17 protein-coding genes are annotated in these 18,997 nt (G+C 61.1%); 5 read left to right on the plus strand and 12 right to left on the minus strand.

Annotation, left to right across the window (positions count from 1 at the left end):
- Position 1: 1 nt before the first annotated feature.
- On the plus strand, positions 2–616 hold the full coding sequence (locus ACQUSW_RS04640; protein ID WP_428931075.1) for a hypothetical protein: 615 nt from the start codon (positions 2–4) through the stop codon (positions 614–616).
- Here the strand turns inward: ACQUSW_RS04640 and ACQUSW_RS04645 are convergent.
- Genes ACQUSW_RS04645 through ACQUSW_RS04675 form a run of 7 tightly spaced genes read right to left on the minus strand, consistent with a single transcriptional unit; the run spans position 613 to position 8,961 of the window.
- Entirely contained in the window at positions 613–1,362 is a 750-nt protein-coding gene (locus ACQUSW_RS04645; protein WP_428931076.1) for an ABC transporter ATP-binding protein, read from the minus strand. The genes ACQUSW_RS04640 and ACQUSW_RS04645 overlap by 4 nt on opposite strands.
- Complete coding sequence (locus ACQUSW_RS04650; protein WP_428931284.1) at positions 1,362–2,135, minus strand: ABC transporter permease; 774 nt, start codon at positions 2,133–2,135, stop codon at positions 1,362–1,364. Before ACQUSW_RS04650 ends, ACQUSW_RS04645 begins: the two co-directional genes overlap by 1 nt.
- Before the next feature lie 20 nt (positions 2,136–2,155).
- Positions 2,156–4,216 carry an acyltransferase family protein gene (locus ACQUSW_RS04655; protein ID WP_428931077.1) on the minus strand — a complete coding sequence of 687 codons (2,061 nt, stop codon included), beginning with the start codon at positions 4,214–4,216 and terminating at the stop codon, positions 2,156–2,158.
- Positions 4,213–5,349: a UDP-galactopyranose mutase gene (gene glf / locus ACQUSW_RS04660; protein WP_428931078.1), complete on the minus strand. Its 1,137-nt coding sequence runs from the start codon at positions 5,347–5,349 to the stop codon at positions 4,213–4,215. Before glf ends, ACQUSW_RS04655 begins: the two co-directional genes overlap by 4 nt.
- A gap of 33 nt (positions 5,350–5,382) precedes the next feature.
- Positions 5,383–6,678, minus strand: coding sequence for a nucleotide sugar dehydrogenase (locus tag ACQUSW_RS04665; RefSeq protein ID WP_428931079.1), 1,296 nt, complete (start codon positions 6,676–6,678; stop codon positions 5,383–5,385).
- A gap of 10 nt (positions 6,679–6,688) precedes the next feature.
- Entirely contained in the window at positions 6,689–7,768 is a 1,080-nt protein-coding gene (gene wecB, locus ACQUSW_RS04670) for a non-hydrolyzing UDP-N-acetylglucosamine 2-epimerase (protein ID WP_428931285.1), read from the minus strand.
- A 29-nt stretch (positions 7,769–7,797) separates the two neighbouring features.
- Positions 7,798–8,961, minus strand: coding sequence for a glycosyltransferase (locus ACQUSW_RS04675; RefSeq protein ID WP_428931080.1), 1,164 nt, complete (start codon positions 8,959–8,961; stop codon positions 7,798–7,800).
- Between the two features lie 196 nt (positions 8,962–9,157).
- Between ACQUSW_RS04675 and ACQUSW_RS04680 the strand changes: the two genes are divergently transcribed.
- Entirely contained in the window at positions 9,158–10,312 is a 1,155-nt protein-coding gene (locus ACQUSW_RS04680) for a glycosyltransferase (protein ID WP_428931081.1), read from the plus strand.
- A gap of 6 nt (positions 10,313–10,318) precedes the next feature.
- Here the strand turns inward: ACQUSW_RS04680 and ACQUSW_RS04685 are convergent, their stop codons facing one another.
- A complete protein-coding gene (locus ACQUSW_RS04685) occupies positions 10,319–11,707 on the minus strand; it encodes a glycosyltransferase (protein ID WP_428931082.1) in 1,389 nt (462 codons plus the stop codon).
- Positions 11,708–11,910: 203 nt separating this feature from the next.
- Here ACQUSW_RS04685 and ACQUSW_RS04690 point away from each other — a divergent pair, with 203 nt between their 5' ends.
- Positions 11,911–13,701: an ABC transporter ATP-binding protein gene (locus ACQUSW_RS04690; protein ID WP_428931083.1), complete on the plus strand. Its 1,791-nt coding sequence runs from the start codon at positions 11,911–11,913 to the stop codon at positions 13,699–13,701.
- 59 nt (positions 13,702–13,760) lie between these two features.
- Here ACQUSW_RS04690 and ACQUSW_RS04695 read toward each other — a convergent pair whose 3' ends face one another.
- From ACQUSW_RS04695 to ACQUSW_RS04710, 4 genes are read right to left on the minus strand one after another with little or no spacing between them, the layout of a single operon-like run.
- Complete coding sequence (locus tag ACQUSW_RS04695; RefSeq protein WP_428931286.1) at positions 13,761–14,750, minus strand: Gfo/Idh/MocA family oxidoreductase; 990 nt, start codon at positions 14,748–14,750, stop codon at positions 13,761–13,763.
- On the minus strand, positions 14,747–15,844 hold the full coding sequence (locus ACQUSW_RS04700; RefSeq protein WP_428931084.1) for a DegT/DnrJ/EryC1/StrS family aminotransferase: 1,098 nt from the start codon (positions 15,842–15,844) through the stop codon (positions 14,747–14,749). The genes ACQUSW_RS04695 and ACQUSW_RS04700 overlap by 4 nt, the downstream gene beginning before the upstream one ends.
- A complete protein-coding gene (locus tag ACQUSW_RS04705) occupies positions 15,841–16,452 on the minus strand; it encodes an acyltransferase (RefSeq protein ID WP_428931085.1) in 612 nt (203 codons plus the stop codon). The genes ACQUSW_RS04700 and ACQUSW_RS04705 overlap by 4 nt, the downstream gene beginning before the upstream one ends.
- Before the next feature lie 58 nt (positions 16,453–16,510).
- Positions 16,511–17,719, minus strand: a complete 1,209-nt coding sequence (locus ACQUSW_RS04710) for a glycosyltransferase family 4 protein (protein ID WP_428931086.1) — start codon at positions 17,717–17,719, stop codon at positions 16,511–16,513.
- A gap of 60 nt (positions 17,720–17,779) precedes the next feature.
- Here ACQUSW_RS04710 and ACQUSW_RS04715 point away from each other — a divergent pair, with 60 nt between their 5' ends.
- Both ACQUSW_RS04715 and ACQUSW_RS04720 read left to right on the plus strand, forming a co-directional pair.
- On the plus strand, positions 17,780–18,478 hold the full coding sequence (locus tag ACQUSW_RS04715) for a glycosyltransferase family 2 protein (RefSeq protein ID WP_428931087.1): 699 nt from the start codon (positions 17,780–17,782) through the stop codon (positions 18,476–18,478).
- Positions 18,479–18,480: 2 nt separating this feature from the next.
- Positions 18,481–18,933: a DUF2304 domain-containing protein gene (locus ACQUSW_RS04720; RefSeq protein ID WP_428931088.1), complete on the plus strand. Its 453-nt coding sequence runs from the start codon at positions 18,481–18,483 to the stop codon at positions 18,931–18,933.
- Positions 18,934–18,997: the final 64 nt, after the last annotated feature.

The following is an 18,997-nucleotide window of genomic DNA, read 5'->3' on the forward strand; positions in this document are numbered from 1 at the left end:
TGTGACCGACACCACCCCGCCCTCGGGCGATGAACCCCGCGCGGTCTGGGTCTTTCCGCCCGAGCGTCCGCGTCGGGGCCGCACAGTAGTCATCACTATTTTGGTGCTGGTGGCGGTGGCCGTAGCGGTGGGTGTGCTGCTGTTCTTTGTGAATCGACCGGATGCTACGCCACAGCCCGCGCCCACGACGCCCTCGGCCTCGCCCACAGCAACCCCCACTTCTCTGCCGAGTGTTCTGCCCTCGCCGACAGAAACGGTGGTGCAGAGCCCCACGCCCACGCCAACAAAGCCGCCGGTGGATGACGCGGTCGAAGGTTTTGCCGCGCAAATTGAACCGCGCCTGAACGATGCTCGCACGGGCTTAGACATTGTGGCCGATGAGTCGGATTCTTCTCTGGCTCTCGAGGTGGTGCGTGATCTGCAGAATGACGTGCAGGTGATGAGCGAGATGGAACCCCCTGTGAGCATCAGCAAAGGCTGGCACAGTGGCCTGGCCGACTACCGTTCGGCTCTGAGCACTCTGCGCGAGGTGCTCGCCGATGGCGGTAATCGCGCTTCGGCGCTGTCTGCCGCGCGGGTGGCCCTCGACAACATGTTTGATGTGATCGGCCGCTAACGTTTGTTGCGTGCAGCGCTATCGGCGTTGTAGCGGTCAAGAACCTCGTTGATGGGCCCATCGAGCACGAGTTCACCGTGGTTGAGGTAAAGGCCCCGCTGGCAGAAGCGACGCAGGTCGCGCTCATTGTGTGAGACGAAGAAGAGCGTGCGGCCCTCGGCAAGCAGCTCGTCAATGCGGCGATAGCACTTTTCGCGAAACGCTTTATCGCCTACGGCAAGCACTTCGTCGACGAGCAAAATGGGTTCTTCCAGCTGTGAGACAACAGAAAATGCCAGACGAACCTTCATCCCATTCGACAGGTGTTTGTACGGTGTATCTTGAAAGTCGTCGAGCTCAGCGAAGTCAATGATGGTGTCGTACCGTCGATTGATTTCGGCGCGGGCCATGCCGTGCAGCCCTGCGGTGAGGCGCACATTTTCACGCACCGTAAGATCACCCACAAAACCACCCGTGATCTCAATGAGCGGTGCGACCCCGCCGTGTACTGTCACCGAGCCTTCGTCGGGCAAGAGAACCCCGGCGACCAGACGCAGCAGAGTTGACTTTCCCTGCCCGTTGCGGCCGACAACGCCAATAGACTCCCCGGGCGTCACATGAAAGTTCACGTTACGCAGAGCCCAAAACTCATTCGGTCTGCTGCGGCGGCGAACCCCGGCGAAGAGATCTTTAAAACTGCGGCGTCCGCGCCTATTGCGGCGGAATCGAATACCGAGACCGGTCACAGTGATAGCTGCGGTATCCATCACAGCTCCTTCAACACGGTGGCTTCGAGCCGGCGAAAAACAGTCAGGCCAAGACCAAAGATGACCACTATCATTCCCACACTGACCAGCGTGGCGTACAGATTCGCCTGACCGGGAAAGAACGCCATGCGGTACAGCGAGAAGATTCCCGCCAGCGGGTTCCACGCAGCAACGCGCGAAAGGTTGTCGGGTAAATCGCCGATGCCATAAATGATGGGCGAACCATAAAACAGGGCCCGCAACAGCAGGCTGGTCGTGCGTTCCAGATCGGTGAACAGCACGCACAGGGGGGCGATGAGCAGACCGAGCCCTACAAGCAAGAGTGCCTGCAGCAGCACAGCGACGGGAACCCACAGCACACCAATGTGCAGCTGCGCACCGAAGACGATGGCAAAGAACGCTACGACAGGAATAGCAAAGAGAAACTCCATCCCTTTGCTCACCACGATGCGGTTCACCCACACGCTACGCGGTATGGCAGTGGAGCGCACGAGCCGCGCGTCTTTACGAAACGCGCGCGTAAAGTCCGATAGCGACGCACTGAACCACACCCACGGAAACAGCGCCGTGAGCAGAAACACTACATAGGGCTGCTCGCCCACGTCGCGTTTAAGAAAATACGTAAAGATGAACAGATAAATCATGCCCATCACGAGTGGGTCGAGCACCGACCACAGGTAGCCGAGCCAGCTGGTGGCGTAGCGCACGCGCAGGTCGCGGCCAGAAAGCAGGCGCAGTGAATGCAGATATCGGTTGCGAGCCCGCTGCGGCATCTGTTCCCCCTGCACGCTCACTATCTTAGAGTCGCTCCGCTGCGAGACGACGCAGCAGCACGGTCAGAGAACAACACGTCGCCGATCATGTCGCCCACGATGGGTGCAAGCGTGCGGGCGAATGTGCCCGTCAGATGGTTGTCGTCGAGGTACACGGCGATGTTTCCGATCTCGACTTCACAGCGTCCTTCGGGGCAAATCCACGGGGTGAGGTCAATGTTTGTTATGCCCGTGAGCACGTTCGCGGGGTTGTCCTTCGCTAGAGCGTCGCTGACCGGACGCACACAGTCGCGCCGTTCTTCTGCACACAAATACAGGTCGTACGATGCGCGCGGGTGGTCGCGAAAACCATACACGTCGATGCCAGCATCAAGAAAAACGTCGATGGTTTCTTGGGCGCCCGCGATCAGCCGTTCTTCGGGTGAGTCAACGGCGGCCGCGGTCACCACGGTAAAGACGGCCTCGGGTTCAAGCGCGATTCCATAGTCGATGGCCGCTTTTTGCCACTCATGACATTTGGCGTGTGCACCGCTACCGGATGCATGCTGTTCCAGTGAGCACGCACCCTTGAGCAGCGAGACAACACCGATACTGTGCTCATCAGCCACGGGCAGCAGTGTGCCCATGAACTGTTCGGCATGCGAGTCGCCAATCACCACGATGAGACGTTCGGCTTCGGCGGCATCCGGGGTCTGTCCACACGAGCCCTGCAGCACCTCGATGTCGGGGGCAAGCTCGTCGCGGCACGAAACCCCGGCCGACACCCACTCTTTATCAAGGTCAATAGCCGCGGGTAACAGCGGCACGCCCTCAGCTCTCTCCCCCGGTATGCCGTCAGCGCCCGTGTATTCGGCTGACGCTGCGGCTTCGGCGGCAGCTGTAGCCTGCGCGCGGGCCTGCCACTGCCAGGGCACGACAACAGCGGCCACGACCAGCGCACACACGGCGATAACGGCGAGGTTTCGCGGCACGCTACCCCGGGTTCCGGCCGGAAGCCGCAGCGGGTTTTCTACCAGAGCCGTCAGCAACCGTGCCGCCACAAAAGACAGCGCGATAATGGCGGTTCCCGACAGCGGCCCCGCTTCCGTGCGCTCTTGCACGGTGAGCCACAGAATAAGAATCGGCCAGTGTACGAGATAGAGCGCATAGGCGTCTTTACCCAAAAACCGTACGGGTGCAGCGGCCAAGAAGCGCGCGGGCCCACCCCGCGTGTCTGTGTCTGCCCCGGCAACAATCACCAGTGCGGTGGCAACGACCGGCCACAGTGCCAGATAACCCGGAAAACCGCCCTGCACGTCAATCACCAGGCCACACACCACAATGGCAGCCAGCCCCACCCAGCCTGCAAGAGCCCGGATGCCGCGCGGCAGTCGAATCCATGGCAGTGCCAGGGCGATCAGTGACCCGGCCGCGAACTCCCACAGGCGCGTACGCGTGTCAAAATACGCCAGCGTTTGGTTGGCAGCGGTTTCGTAGATCGAGAAAGCCAACGATGCTGCAAGCACCAGGCCAAAGAGCACGGTGAGGACGAGGTCACTGGAGAATCGGCTGCGCCGCACAATAACCGCCGCGATGGCAATGATGAGTGGCCACAGAACAAAAACTTGTCCCTGCACTGAGAGCGACCAAAAGTGCTGAAAGGGCGACGGCAGCGCTTCGGTGCGCGCGTAATAGTCCACGCCGGATGCCGCGAGCACCCAGTTCTGCACATAGCCGAGCGACGCCCACGCTTCGCGCCACAGTTGCGGCCACGTTGTGGCCGGCATGAGCGCCCAGGCTGCGGCACTGATCATGGCGATCGACGCCGCGGCGGCCGGTAGGAGGCGTCGAAACCGACTGATGAGGAACGAACCTATCGCAAGCGGCTTGTCGGCACGGAGTCGTCGGGCAAACGACAGGGTAAGAAAGAACGCCGAGATCATGAGAAAGACGTCGACGCCGCCCGAGACGCGCCCTACCCACACGTGATACACGACCACGAGGATGATTGCTACGGCACGAAGCCCATCGATATCGTGCCGGTAGCGAGAACTGTCAGTCCGAATGCTGTGCGCTATTTCGGCTGCAGCGGTGGTGGTCACGCCAGCTTATTGTTCCACATCGATAGCGCTGAACCGATGGCCATGTGCATATCGAGGTACTGGTAGGTACCCAGGCGTCCGCCAAAGTGCACATCGTGCTCGCCCTTGGCGAGTTCGCGGTAGGCCAGGAGCCCGGCGCGGTCGGCCGAGGTGTTCACCGGATAGTACGGTTCATCGTCGCGCGAAGCGAAACGCGAGAACTCGCGCATGATGACGGTGCGATCTTTCGGGTACCGGTCTTCGCGCTCAGGGTGGAAGTGGCGGAACTCGTGGATGCGGGTGAAGGGAACATCGGCATCCGGATAGTTCATGACACTCGTGCCCTGGAAGTCGCCCGTGGGCAGCACCTCTTGTTCAAAGTCGAGGGTGCGCCACGACAGCTCGCCCTCGGCATAGTCGAAGTAACGGTCGACAGGGCCGGTGTACACAATCGGCACCTGTCCGACCAGCGCACGTTTATTGAGCGGCTGGCTCTCGTCAAAAAAGTCGACGTTGAGCTTCACTTCAATATTGGGGTGGTCGGCCATGCGTTCGAGCCACGCGGTGTAGCCGTCAGTGGGCAGGCCCTCCCATTTATCGCTGAAGTAGCGGTTGTCGTAGGTGTAGCGCACCGGCAGCCTGCTGACGATGTCGCCCGAGAGTTCTTTCGGGTCGGTCTGCCACTGCTTGGCCGTGTAATCACGGAAGAACGCCTGAAACAGCGGGCGCCCCACCAGCGCGATGCCCTTTTCTTCAAAGTTGCGGGCCGTTTTCACGTCGAACTCGCCCGCCTGCTCGCGCACGAGCGCGCGGGCCTCATCGGGTGAATATGCGGCCTGAAAGAACTGGTTAATCGTGCCCAGGTTGACCGGCAGCGGATACACGACGCCCTTGTGCTGGGTGTATACCCGATGCACATAGTCGGTGAATGTCGTGAAGCGGTTGACGTACTCCCACACCGTCGCGTTCGACGTGTGGAACAGGTGCGCACCATAACGGTGCACCTCAATGCCCGTCTCGGGTTCGTCTTCGCTATAGGCATTGCCGCCGATGTGGGAGCGCCGCTCAATAACAGTGACTTTGCGGCCGGCTGCTGCAGCACGCTCGGCAATGGTGAGGCCAAAAAAGCCTGAGCCGACAACGAGAAGATCCATGCGTTTGATCCTAACGACGAAAAATCGGGCTACTTACGCTGCCGTGCCCACCACGATACGGGGCGTGCCGACCCAGCGCTGTGCGTCGGTGGCTGCGCGGCCGTCAACGAGCAGTTTGACGCCTGGCAGTTGCGCAGGGCTCACCACACGGTATTCGCCGTGATCGGTTTGCAGAACAGCAACATCCACCTGCCCGCCCCATGCATAGGGCTCGAAGCCCAGCGCCCGCAGTTCATCATCGGTGTACATCGGGTCGTGCACAAAGACCTGCGCACCACGCGACTGGAGCGCCTCGACCGTCGGAAAAACACCCGAGAACGCTGTCTCTTTTACTCCACCACGGTAGGCGGCACCCAAAACTACGGCGGTAAGCCCCTGCAGTGAGCCGAGCACTGTTTCTGCCTGCGCTACGAGTCGCTCAGGCATCGAGGCGTTGAGCTGACGGGCGGTGCGCACAATGTCGGCATCCGGGTCGGTAGAAAGATACAGGCGCGGATACACAGGAATACAGTGACCGCCCACGGCAATACCCGGCCGGTGAATATGACTGTACGGCTGCGAATTGCACGCCTCAATCACCTTATAAACATCGATGCCATTGGCTGCAGCAAACAGGCCAAACTGGTTCGCGAGGCCAATATTGACATCGCGATACGTGGTTTCGGCGAGCTTTGCCATTTCGGATGCCTCGGTGGTACCGAGATCCCACACCCCATTGGGGCGCGGCAGGTCGGGGCGCTCATCAAACTGCAGCACGGCCTCATAAAACTCGCGCGCCCGCCGTGTGCCCTCATCAGAGAGAGCACCGATGAGCTTGGGATATTTGCGCAGGTCTTCAAAAACCCGGCCTGTCAGTACTCGCTCGGGCGAATACACGACATGAAAGTCAGTGCCCTCTTTCAGACCCGAGCCCTCTTCGAGCATCGGCTTCCACCGGTTGCGCGTGGTACCCACGGGCAGAGTGGTCTCGTACGACACCAGTGTGCCGGGCGTCAGGTGTTCGGACAGCGACCTTGTCGCCATATCCATCCACTGAAAGTCGGGCTCCCAGGTTTCGTCATTCACAAAAACCGGTGCCACGAGAACCACGGCATCGGCACCGGGAATCGCTTCGGCATAGTCGGTCGTTGCCCGCAGACGCCCTGCAGGCACAAGCTCTTCGAGCCGCTCCTGCAGGTGTGCCTCGCCCGGAAATGGCTCCTGGGCGGCGTTGACTGAGTCAACAGTCGTGGGGTTGACGTCAACGCCGATCACATCGTGACCGGAAGCGGCGAACTGGACAGCGAGGGGAAGCCCGATTTTTCCGAGGGCCACGACGGCAATGCGCATGCGAACCAGTTTAGGGGGTGCGAGGCTGAATGTTGCTGGCAAGGGTCGCGATGACCCGCTCGGCGGCATGACCATCCCCATACGGTGTTGCGGCTGTCGCGGCCGGCGCGGGCCGCGAAACGGCGGCTGCGATCTCTTCTGCCGTCTGCGCCAGCACGTTCCAGCCCAGCTGCACGGTCTCTACCCACTCGGTTTCTGTGCGCACAGTAGTGCATGGCACGCGCAGCAAAAACGCTTCTTTTTGCAGGCCACCCGAGTCGGTAATGATGCCCGCACTAGCCACTGCTGCCGCGATGAGGTCGGCATAGGCGAGGGGGGCATGTGCCTGCAGCGCACCCTGCGTCAGCGAAATACCGTGGGCCGCGGCTTTAGCAACGACCCGCGGGTGCGCTAAGAGAACAACCGGTTTATCGAGCCCTGCCAGAGCCGTAACGATTTCTTGCAGCCGCACCGGGTCATCCGTGTTCTCGGCCCGGTGAATAGTGGCCACATAAAACTCGCCCGCGGCGAGCCCCTTTTCGGCCAGCAGTGCTGATGGCTCATCGCCTGCTTCATCGCGCACCCGATACAAAACATCCGTCATTACGTCGCCCACCAGCACGGTGCGATCGGCGAGCCCCTCCGCTGCCAAATGATCGACCGCGACCTGTGTGGGTGCTAAAAGCAAGTCGGCAGCGTGGTCAGTCATAACGCGATTGTGTTCTTCTGGCATCCGGCGATTAAAACTGCGCAACCCGGCCTCTAAATGGGCCACGGGAATGTGCATTTTGACCGCGCTCAGTGCGGCAGCAACCGTCGAGTTCGTGTCGCCATACACCAGCACCCAATCGGGGCGGTGCTCGTCAAATACGCCATCGAGCGCCGCCAGCATGGCACCGGTTTGCACGCCGTGCGTACCACTCCCCACGCCCAGGTGCACATCGGGTGCGCCAATACCCAACTCGTCAAAAAATATGTCGGAGAGCATGGGGTCGTAGTGCTGGCCAGTGTGCACAATCACGTGCTCGACACCCGCGGCAAGCGCCGCGTGATGAATCGGTGCGAGTTTGACGAACTGGGGGCGGGCCCCCACAACACTGACAATTTTCATGGTCGCCTCTTCTGTCGGCTCTTCTGTCGTCACGAGCGTGGGTTCTGTGCGGTGAGTCGCTGCATAATCTGGTGCTGTTCGGCCACGTCTTTTTCAGAAGACAGCACGGATGCCGCACGATCAACTGCATTTTTTATAGCAGACAGGTGCTCGCGGTCAATACCGGCGATGGCCTGCGCAATGTCGTGGCCCGAAAAACCGTCGGCAATAACGCCGATACCGTGTTCGGTAATGAGCCGGTCGGTTTCTACCGCCGTGCTAAAAACAAGCCCGATGCGTGCCTGCACAAAGTCAAAGAACTTGTTCGGCAGCATGTAGCGGTGATTGGGCGTGTGATGCGGTAGCGCAAATAGCCCGAGGTCGTAGTTGTTGAGCGTGGCGGGTAGGTCGGCCGGAGCTACCGGTTCGTGCAGTGTTGTTCCGGGGCTTGCCTCGATGCGTCGCTGCAAACCATCCCAGTACGAGTCGCCCTGGCGCGATGCCACCAGATACAGGTCGAGCGTGTAGCCGCTACCGAGTTCGTCAACGGCGTCGATGAGCGCCTCAATGTTGCGGCCGGGTACAGCACCGCCACTGTGCACGAGCCGCACGGTGTCGCTGTGCAACGTCGTCGGAGAAAGCTCCGGATGGTGCGCAATCGCGTTACGCACAACAGCGGGCCGCACACCATAGGCCTGCTCGTACATGGCCGCTATCGATTCATTAACGGTTGTGGCGGCATCGGCCCGCGGCAGATATGTGCGGCAAATCCAGTCCATAAACGGAGCAATCAGCAGCCGCCACGATGTCACATGCGAGCGTTCGGCCGGTGCCCACTCGTGCAGATCGCACCAGATGCGCGGCGAACCTGCCACGGTAAACGCCAGCGGTAATGCGCGGGCCTCATTGGCGACAACAACATCGAACTCGCGTCCCGCCAGAGCACTCCGCGCAGCACGAATGGCGGGGCCGTCAAAAAGCACCGACCTATAGCGCCGCAGCGCCAGTTTGATGACGCCGGGGATCGTCTGCGGCAGTGAGGGCAGACGCTGATCAATTTCAATATGATCGGACGCTGCATCCGGGCGCTGTCCGTACGACAGGGTCGTTACCTCGCCCCACTGTGCCAATACGTCGAGTTGCCGAAGCACCCGGGCATCACCGCGAATATCAGAAAACGAGATGCAGAGAATACGGGGGCGGGCAGCGGACATAGATCACTCCTGTGCGGATAACGGCGCGTTTCGCTTCACCGAGGCTACACGCCGAACATTCATTCTCGACGTATCTGCGCGTAAGCGCCGCAGTAAACACCGCACGTGTTACCGTCGTGACACTCACGACCCACCGCAAGATTCCGCCTGCTGTCGATGAGACGGATATGCTTGCCCGGCTCACAGGAGAGCGCGCATGCCCGGTCACGCCCTTGTTGTTTCGCACACCAATCTGCAGCGCGACCCGCGAGTGCGCCGCGAAGTGGAATGGCTCACCGCAGAAGGGTGGAGTGTGGACACGGTGGGGCTCGGTCCGGCGGCGCTCGATGGCGTACGCGAGCACTTCGAGTTTCGGGCCGAGAAGCCGTGGCTTCGATTCATGGGCACAAAAGCCTTTGTGCATGTTTTCTTGCCGCAAAAACTCAAGTTCACGGTGCTGTTTGGTCATCGCATCGCCCGCGAAATGTATCGCAAACTTGCGGACGACTCCTATGATCTCGTTCTCATCAACGACATCGTGCTCTTGCCCATCATCCAGCATCTGCCTCGCACCGCAGCGCGCGTTCACCTCGACCTGCACGAATATTTTCCGCCGCATCTGGGCAAGCATTTGCGCGGCTGGTGGCTGGGCACGCCGCTGCGCAAATGGACACGGCGTTTTATTTCCGACGCACGAATTCGATCCCGGTCTACCGTGGCTCGCGGTATTGCTGAGCTTTACCGTGATGAGTTTGGCGTGCCCGAACCTCAGCTGATCAAAAACTGTCCCCCACGCGAAGACCTGTCGCCCTCACCCGTCGATAGCGACACCATCGACCTGGTGTATCACGGTGCGGCCGCGTGGGAACGCGGGCTGCGGTGCCTCATCGACGCCATGGGTAAGTTGCCCGAGAGGTTTCGGCTGCACCTCATGCTGGTGGCCTCGCATCAGGGTATCGACGAGGTCGAGGCCGCCATCGCCCCGCTCGGCGACCGGGCCCGGCTCGTGCCACCGGTGGCCGTTGATCAGATTGCTTCACGCATCAACGAGTTCGACCTCGAGGTCATGTTTTATCCGCCAACCACCGAGAATCTGCGGTTTGCGCTGCCCAATAAGTTGTTCGAAGCCATCCAGGCACGACTCGGTGTTGTCATTGGCGAGAGCCCTATGATGGCCGACGTCGTGCACACGTACGGCAACGGCACGGTTGTTTCGGGGTGGCATACAGCCGACCTCGTCGCAGCACTGTCGCACGTGACGCCCAACGACGTTCGCGCCTACAAACAGGGGTCGGTTGCCGCCGCAGCTGAACTCAACGCCGAAAACGAGCACAAGAAATTTCTCGCGCTCGTGAGCGCTTTCGACAACTAAACCGTCCTACTGCACGCGGCGCTCCGGCTCGCTCTGCACAGCGTCATACAGCTCATGCAGACGCGCCATCTCGCCCTGCCAGGTGAGTTCTTGCGCTGCCTGCAAAGAACGCTCACGGTATGCCGCACTGTCGGCAAGCACCGTACCGATTGCCTGCGCCATGGCTTCGATGTCGTCGGGTTCGACAAGTTCACCCACACCATAGTGTGTGACCAGCGCCGTGACATCCGGCAGTTTACTGGCAACAACCGGCAGGCCTGCGTGTATCGACTCAAAGAGCTTATTGGGCAGGCTGTGAATATAGCTAAGATTTTTCGGCTGCGTAAACACGAGCGAAACATCGGCATCGGCCGCCGCCGTCGACACCTGCTCAGAAGGCACCGAGCCAGCAAAGTGCACGCGATCCGACACGCCGTGGTGGGCGGCGAGCGCGCGAAACAGTTTGAGAGCCTCATCAGCACCGTGTCCCAGCAGCACCAGATGCACATCGTTCGGCAGATGTGCCAGTGCCGCAATGGCCTCGTCGATTCCGCGGCCGGTAGTGATACCGCCCACATAGGCCACGATCTTGTCGTCGTCGGTGAGCCCGGTGAGGGCACGCAGTTGCCCCTGGTCGCGAGACGCCGGCTGCGTGCGCGCGTGCGGAATATTGCGCACCAGAATCGGCGACTCTCGCAGCTGATAGCGCTGGGTCATCCAGTCTTGAATACCGGGTGACACGGTAATACTGCCGGCCATGAGCGCGCTGGCCTCATCCAAAAGTTTTTTCTCGGCCAACGCCTGGCGCGGGGTGCGCACAGCGTTGCGTTCTTCCCACAGTTCATGCGCGTCGTACACAAAGGGCACGCCGCTGCGCCGCTGCACATCGATCGCAACCTCGAGAGTGTTGGCATCGTGCGCATGCACCAGATCGGGTTTCCAGGCCCGGATGCTGCGTGCCGCACGCCGCCGAAAGTCTGCCGCTCGAAGCTCAGCGACCCAGCGCATCCGGTCGCGACGGAATCGTGCCATCGCCGCTGCGAGCACGCTGGGCTTACTCGGCGTGTTCGGTGTGCTCTGCTGGCTGGGCGCGGCAGATGGCTTCTCGCTCTCGGGCACTGCTGCGGCCGGTACGGCGGGTGCGATAACCGCGGGGCGCGCAGCATGGCGAGCCCGCATGCGGTCAACTACTCCCTGCATAAACGGGAGCCGGTCAGGAAGAATCGCCAGGCGCACAATCTCGGCACCACTGGGCCGTTTTTCTACCCCCGCCGGATAGCGCGACAGGGGGCCGCCAAAGGCAAAAATGCGTGCTTCGAAACCGGCTTCAACGGCACTATCGGCCGTTTTTAACACCCGAGAGTCGCGGTACACGTCATTGAACACGACAAAAGCAATTCGCCGACGAGTGGTCATTCGTTTCCTTCCGTAGACACAGTCGCCCGGGGCGATGGTGCGGGTCGATTCTATCCGCCTCGAGCTGAGCGCCCGCCCGAGGTTCGGTTCACGAAGCCGCGGCTCTCGTGAGACGGGCAGAAAGTCGCGGCGCAGAAGAATTAGACTCGCCTGGGTGGCATGACTTTGCCGCGCGAACGACTCGCACCGAAAGGCTGCACGCTATGAAGGATCTTTGGGCTCTGTATAAAGAGCTCCTCACAGCGCTTCCCGATGGTGCGCGGCGATTCTTGCGCGGCTATTCGACGGGACTGGGAGCGCTGTCGATTCTCGATGCCGTGGCGCTCATGCTCGTGGCTGTTGTGATCGGGCCACTCGCGACCGGGTCGTCTGTCACTCTGCCCCTCGTCGGCGAACTGCAGGGCCCGCTCATCTTTCTTGTGCTGGGCGTTGTATGCCTTCTCATTGTGGTGAAAGGTGTGGCATCCGTTGTTCTGCTGTGGTTTGCCACCCGAAAATTTGCGGCCTACGAACTGGCTATCGGCGCCCGGCTTCTCGGTGCCTATCTGCGCGCGCCGTGGACAGAGCGATTAAAGAAAAACTCCACTGAGGTCGTGCGCATGACCGATGGCAGCGTTGGCGTCACGATTGCCGGTTTTCTCCTGCCTGGTTCTACGCTGTTTGGTGAACTTGCCAGCCTCGTGGTCGTGATCGGTGTGCTCGGTATTGCACAGCCCCTCGTCGCCGTAACAACACTTGTTTACCTCGGCCTTATCGGGCTGCTGCTGTTTGTGTGGGTGTCACGCCGTGCAAAACAGGCGGGCCGCGTCAACGTGAAGTACACCATGATCACGGTGCGCCTCATGACCGAGATTATCGGTGCCATGAAAGAACTCACACTGCGCGGGCGTATTGGTGATGCCGCCGATGTCGTGACCGATAACCGCCGCCACACCACTCGCGCACGCTCAAACGTGCAGTTTCTCGGGCAGGTGCCACGGTTTGTGCTCGAATCAGCGATCGTTGGCGGAATCGTCTTGATCGGCGCGGTCGGCTGGGTGGCGGGTGGCGAAACAGCCGCACTCACTTCGGTTGCCCTGTTCGCTGTTGCGGGTTTCCGACTCGCCCCCTCTGTTGTGCGCTTTCAGGCCGTCATCTCGCAGATGACCGCCAACACCCCGCACGCCCGCATTGTGCTCGACCAGCTGTGGGACTCCGAGCGCAGCGCCGCACACCTGCTCGAGCGCCCCTCGCTCCTCTTCCCCACAGAACCGCGGGCTCTGCACGTGCGCGACGTCACGTTCCGTTATTCTCCGGATGCTGCTGACGCGGTCAAAAACGTCAGCCTCGAAATACCTTTTGGGCACACCGTGGCCTTTGTCGGGGCATCCGGTTCCGGCAAATCAACCATGGTCGACCTGCTACTCGGGCTGATCGAACCCACTTCGGGTGCCATCAATGTTGACGACACTGATCTGACGAGCCTCACGCGATCGTGGCGCGAACGCGTGGCGTATGTGCCGCAGGATGTTGCGCTCTTTGATGCCTCGATCGCCCAGAACGTTGCCATCACCTGGAACGACGATTACGACGCCGACCGGGTGCGTGACGCCCTCCATCAGGCGCAGCTGCTCGATGTTATTGAAGCGCGTGATGGCGGAATCACCGGCGGCGTCGGAGAACGCGGGCTTTCACTCTCAGGCGGACAACGCCAACGCCTCGGCATCGCCCGCGCACTGTATTCTGACCCTCTCGTGCTCGTGATGGATGAAGCCACGAGCGCGCTCGACACGGCCACAGAGGCCGCCGTGGGCCGCTCTATTGCCGCGCTTCACGGCCAAGCGACCGTGATCCTGGTCGCCCACCGTCTAGCCACGATTCGCCATGCCGACCGCATTTTCTTTATGCGCGACGGCGAACTTATCGCCCACGGCACCTTCGACGAGCTCGTGCGCGCCGTGCCCGACTTTGCTCTGCAGGCACAGCTCGCGGGCCTTGTCGACAGCGAACGCTAGCCCCGCCTCTCGACGGTTGACGAGACGGGGTTAGCGGCACTTAGTCGGTGACGGCGACGCTAATCGATAGCGACACTCTCGCCCGTGCGTGCCGATTCCAGAGCGGCCTCAACCACCTCAAGTGTGCGCTGGCCCTGAGCCATCGTGACCACATCGGTGGCGTTACCCAGCACCGCGTCACGGAACGCTTCATGCTCGACCCGAAGCGGCTCACGCTTAGTAAACGCGTAGCGGGTGACGTCGCCCTCCGACACGCCCCGGAAGCTCGACACCGACTCCCACTCCACCGGCACCGTGCCATTGGCATAAAAGGTGAGGTCGCCCGTCATCGTGTCGGCCACAAACGCACCTTTTTCGCCCGTGACAACGGTCACGCGCTCTTTCATGGGGCTCAGCCAGTTCACGATGTTGTTAACCATTACGCCCGAGCGCGTACGGCCTGCAATAACGATCATGTCTTCGTATTCGCGGCCACTCTTAAACGCCGTTTGCGCAAAGACCCGCTCATAGTCGGACTGCACAACCCAGGCTGTGAGATCAACATCGTGCGAAGCAAGATCTTTTGCCACACCAACATCGGCGATACGTGCCGGGAACGGACCCTGGCGTCGCGTAGCGACCTGATAAACAGCACCGAGTTCGCCTGCCTCAATGCGGCGACGCATCTGCTGTAGCGCCGGGTTAAAACGCTCAATATGGCCCACCGCGCCGACAAGACCCGCAGCGTCGAAAGCCTCGACCATGCGGCGTCCCGCCTCAACACTGTGCGCAATCGGCTTCTCTACCAGAGTGTGCACACCGGCAGCAGCCAGTTTGAGCGCTGCCTCCTCGTGAAACCTAGTCGGCACGGCAACAACCGCAACGTCAAGCCCCACATCAATCAGCGCATCGATATCGGGCAGCACGGGCAGCTTGCCCCCCACGCCGTGGGGGTCACCACCGGGGTCGGCAATACCCACTAGATCAACCCCGTCGACCTCACGCAGCACACGCGCGTGATGACGACCCATCATGCCCACTCCCAGCAGGCCCGCCCGCAAAGCCATCAGGCACCCGCCTCAACAACCGTGTTGACCGCCGCAACAATGCGCTCCAGCTCACTCTGTGTCAGCGAGGGATGCACGGGCAGAGAAACAACCTCGGCAGCGGCACGCTCAGTCTCGGGCAGATCAAGACCCGGAGCATATGGGGCCAGCGAAGGCAAACGGTGGTTAGGAATCGGATAGTAAACACCCGCGCCCACATTGTGTTCGTTTCGCAGCGCCGCAACAAAACCGTCACGGTCTTCCGGCACCCTGATCGTGTACTGGTGGTACACGTGCACGGCACCCTCGGCGACATGCGGCACCGTCACGCCCGACAGGTGCTCATCAAGATAAGCCGCATTCTGCTGACGCGTTGCCGTCCACGCATCGACCTTCGTCAACTGCACACGGCCAATAGCGGCATGAATATCGGTCATGCGCGCATTAAAACCAATGATCTCGTTCTCGTACTGGCGCTCCATACCCTGGTTACGCAACAGTTTCACCTGACGTGCGATCTCACCCGTGGCCGTCGACACCATGCCGCCCTCACCACTGGTCATGTTCTTCGTGGGATACAGACTAAACATGGCAAATTCGCCATAGGTGCCCACCGGCCGTCCGTCGAGCGAAGCACCGTGCGCCTGCGCTGCGTCTTCATACAGCGCGATGCCGTGCTTCTGTGCGATCTCACCCAACTCGCGCATACGAGCGGGGTGGCCATACAGGTGCACCGGCATGATGCCCCTCGTACGCGGGGTGATGGCTGCCTCAACAGCATCCGGATCGAGCGTAAAAGTCTCGGGCTCAATATCGGCAAACACCGGGGTGGCACCCGTCAACGCCACCGAGTTACCCGTAGCAGCAAACGTAAACGAGGGAACAATAACCTCATCCCCTGCACCCACACCTACAGCCAAAAGACCCAGATGCAAACCTGCTGTTCCCGAGTTCACGGCTACCGAAGGCAAACCCTGAACAAAGTGCCGAGAAAATTCCTCTTCAAAAGCCGCAACCTCGGGGCCCTGCGCCACCATTCCGCTGCGCAGCACACGGTCGACGGCTTCCCGCTCCTCATCGCCAATAATCGGCTTCGCGGGTGGGATGAATGCGCTCACAGCGTCTCCTTCGTCAAAATACCTTCATGCTCGCGGTACGTGTGCCCTGTCTGCGGGCACTCATACCGGCCACTGTCATCGGCCGGAACCAAAGGAACACCGGCCTCCCCCACCCATGCCAGCCTGCGCGCCGGAACACCGGCAACAAGCGCATAGGCAGGAACATCTTTTACCACCACGGCACCGGCCGCAACCGTCGCCCACGCACCAATCGTGACCGGAGCAACACACGTCGCTCGCGCCCCAATGGACGCGCCACGCTCAATCGTCACACCCACCGGCTCCCAGTCGTCGGCGCTCTTTTGCGTGCCATCCGGAGTAATCGCTCGCGGATACGTGTCGTTGGTCAGCACCACCGCGGGGCCAATAAAAACGCCCTCGGCCAGACGCGCCGGCTCATACACGAGGGCATAGTTTTGCACTTTGCAACCATCACCCATAACAACGCCCGTGCCCACATAGGCGCCACGGCCCACAATGCAGTTCTTGCCCAGCCGAGCCTTTTCACGCACCTGCGCCAGGTGCCAAATCGACGACCCCTCGCCAATCGTTGCATCGGGTGAAACATCGGCGGAATCAACGATCCGCACACGAGAAGAATCAGTCACAGTGATGGACTCCTGAGTGGATGGCCGCCAACAGACGGGGTTTTCATTCTACGCGCCGTCACGACAGACTCCGGATGACGCTCGCACCACGCTCACCGGCAGCCGCCAAAGAGTGATGCGCGGCAATATAGCTCGCCCTCCGCTCACGGTGGGCTTCGGTGTGGCCGTTCTGGAACTGCTCAAGAAGCTCGCGCATGGCCTGGGCAACAGCATCCGGAGTAAATTCCACCGCACAGCCGAGATCACCCTCACGCACAACCTGCGCCCCCGTATCGGGGCCGGTAAACAGCACAGGTGTGCCACACGCTGCCGCCGCATACGTCTTCGTTGGTCGGGCAAAGTCATAACCGATACCCGGAACAATACTCACCAGCGCACCCACCGCACCACGGATCCATTCGGCCGAACGCGCAGGCGGTACCAAGCCGCCAAAATGCACCCGGCCCGGAGCAATCTGCTCGGCCAATTTACGCAGTTGCTCTTCGACAGCACCCTGACCAAAAAAACGCAGCTCAACATCGTCGTGAAGCTGTGCCAGCGCGCGAATAAAAATATCCGGCTCCTGCCACTCCGACATCGTGCCGGTATACACAAAATATGGTTTCGCAGACTCGGCGGCAGCAACCCGCGAATGAAACACCGTCGTATCAACACCATTACCCACCAGATGCACGCGTTCAGGACGCGCGCCCAAAGCGACCAGCCGCTCCGTCACCTCAGGCGACACCGACAACACGTGATCAGCGCCGCGCAACACTCGGGTCTCCAACCACCGCATCACCGCAACAACAGGTTGAGCAGCCCCCATCGCAATAACACCGTCGGTCCACACATCGCCCGGGTAATACACCATGCGACGCCGCTTCAACCGTGCCGCAATAAGCGTGACGAGCCCGGTCGTCGGCGGGGCCTCCGCCACCAGCACCGCCGACAGCTCCGTCTTTGTCGCTAACAAACGAAAAAACAGCGGGATATCAAAAGACATGTACTGCACATAGCCGCGGATAGCGCCCGAACGATCCCGCAGCACCCGCGCGCGGCGCACGGTAACGCCCGCCGGATCGGCGACCGCACCGGCCTCAGCGGGCGGCCGCGTGGTGAGCACGGTCACACCGCTGCCTTCTGCACTGGCGCTGCCTGTACTGGTGCTTTCTGCGAGTGCCTGCGCTATCGCCTGCATCCGGAAACTGGCCGCCGTCACCTCCGGCGGGTACAGTCGCGTAGCGATTACTGCTGCCTGGCCCATGTGCCGCATGAAACTCCGCATCCGGAATAGTCAAACCGTCGGCCTCCACGTTCTCAGGCCGACACCTGACACAATAGAACCATGTCTTCCCCCGAATCTCCGGGTTCCACGCCCGACCCTCGCACGTGGGTCGTTATTCCTCTGTACAACGAGGCAAGCGTGATTGCCGGTGTCATCCACGGGCTCCTCCCCCACTTCAGCAATATCGTGTGCATCGATGATGGTTCCAGTGACGGCTCTGCGCAGGCAGCTCAGGCAGCAGGTGCCCACCTTGTGCAGCATCCGATCAACCTCGGTCAGGGCGCCGCGCTGCAGACGGGGTTCGAGTATGCGCTCGCTCACGACTCCTGCGACTACATCGTCACCTTCGACGCCGATGGACAACACCGGGTAGAAGACGCACTCGCCATGGTTGCTCTGGCACGCGCCGACAACCTCTCCATCATTTTCGGCTCCCGTTTTCTTGACAAACGCACCAACCCCGGTTGGATTAAACGCGTCATTCTCAAAACAGCGGTGTGGGTCACCAACCTCACCACGAGCCTCAAGCTCACTGATGCCCACAATGGCCTGCGCGTCATTCGCCGCGACGCCGCCGAACGCATCGAACTCAAACAGGACCGCATGGCACACGCCACCGAAATCGTGCTCGAACTGGGCCGCACGCGGCTACCGTGGCGCGAATACCCCGTCGAACTTCTCTACACCGACTATTCCAAGGGCAAAGGGCAGAGCGTACTGAACTCTGTCAACATCTTGGTCGACCTGATCGTGAAATAGCCATGTGGATTCAATTTCTACTCATCGCCGCGCTGATCATTCTCGGCGCCCTCATGATGCGCCGCACCGGCGCCGACAGCCACCTGGCTATTCGCCGCCTCCTCATGATGCTGTTCGTCGTCGCCGCAGTACTGTCCGTACTTTTTCCGCAGTGGCTCACGTGGCTCGCCAAACTGGTGGGCGTCGGTCGAGGCACCGACCTACTGCTGTACGCACTCGTCGTCATGTTTGTCACGTTCATGTACACGCAGTACCGCCGCAACGTCACCATGCAGCGCAAAATCACCCTTCTTGCCCGCCGCACCGCGCTGAGCGACGCCCTGCACCACGAACCTGTGCCGGATGCTCCGCACGATTCGCAGCCGGATGCTGCGCGTGAACCCCGCCCCGAAGCTGCGCACAAGTCGTCGGCAGAGTCGGACTCAGGTGCGAGTTCGGCCGACGAGCAGGCTTAGACGCCCAGCACTGCCCGCTTGAGTAGTGCGACACCCCTCACTTGTCTGACAGATTCTCACTTGT

Origin of the sequence: Microbacterium luticellae (assembly GCF_050408645.1) — a bacterium.
Lineage (GTDB): Bacteria > Actinomycetota > Actinomycetes > Actinomycetales > Microbacteriaceae > Microbacterium.

Bases quoted from the DNA above. Each gene is read 5' to 3' on its own strand.
- ACQUSW_RS04645 (WP_428931076.1), bottom strand. From the start codon at position 1,362: ATGGATACCGCAGCTATCACTGTGACCGGTCTCGGTATTCGATTCCGC.
- ACQUSW_RS04650 (WP_428931284.1), bottom strand. From the start codon at position 2,135: ATGCCGCAGCGGGCTCGCAACCGATATCTGCATTCACTGCGCCTGCTT.
- glf (WP_428931078.1), bottom strand. From the start codon at position 5,349: ATGGATCTTCTCGTTGTCGGCTCAGGCTTTTTTGGCCTCACCATTGCC.
- ACQUSW_RS04665 (WP_428931079.1), bottom strand. From the start codon at position 6,678: ATGCGCATTGCCGTCGTGGCCCTCGGAAAAATCGGGCTTCCCCTCGCT.
- wecB (WP_428931285.1), bottom strand. From the start codon at position 7,768: ATGAAAATTGTCAGTGTTGTGGGGGCCCGCCCCCAGTTCGTCAAACTC.
- ACQUSW_RS04675 (WP_428931080.1), bottom strand. From the start codon at position 8,961: ATGTCCGCTGCCCGCCCCCGTATTCTCTGCATCTCGTTTTCTGATATT.
- ACQUSW_RS04680 (WP_428931081.1), top strand. From the start codon at position 9,158: ATGCCCGGTCACGCCCTTGTTGTTTCGCACACCAATCTGCAGCGCGAC.
- ACQUSW_RS04685 (WP_428931082.1), bottom strand. From the start codon at position 11,707: ATGACCACTCGTCGGCGAATTGCTTTTGTCGTGTTCAATGACGTGTAC.
- ACQUSW_RS04690 (WP_428931083.1), top strand. From the start codon at position 11,911: ATGAAGGATCTTTGGGCTCTGTATAAAGAGCTCCTCACAGCGCTTCCC.
- ACQUSW_RS04710 (WP_428931086.1), bottom strand. From the start codon at position 17,719: ATGCGGAGTTTCATGCGGCACATGGGCCAGGCAGCAGTAATCGCTACG.
- ACQUSW_RS04715 (WP_428931087.1), top strand. From the start codon at position 17,780: ATGTCTTCCCCCGAATCTCCGGGTTCCACGCCCGACCCTCGCACGTGG.
- ACQUSW_RS04720 (WP_428931088.1), top strand. From the start codon at position 18,481: ATGTGGATTCAATTTCTACTCATCGCCGCGCTGATCATTCTCGGCGCC.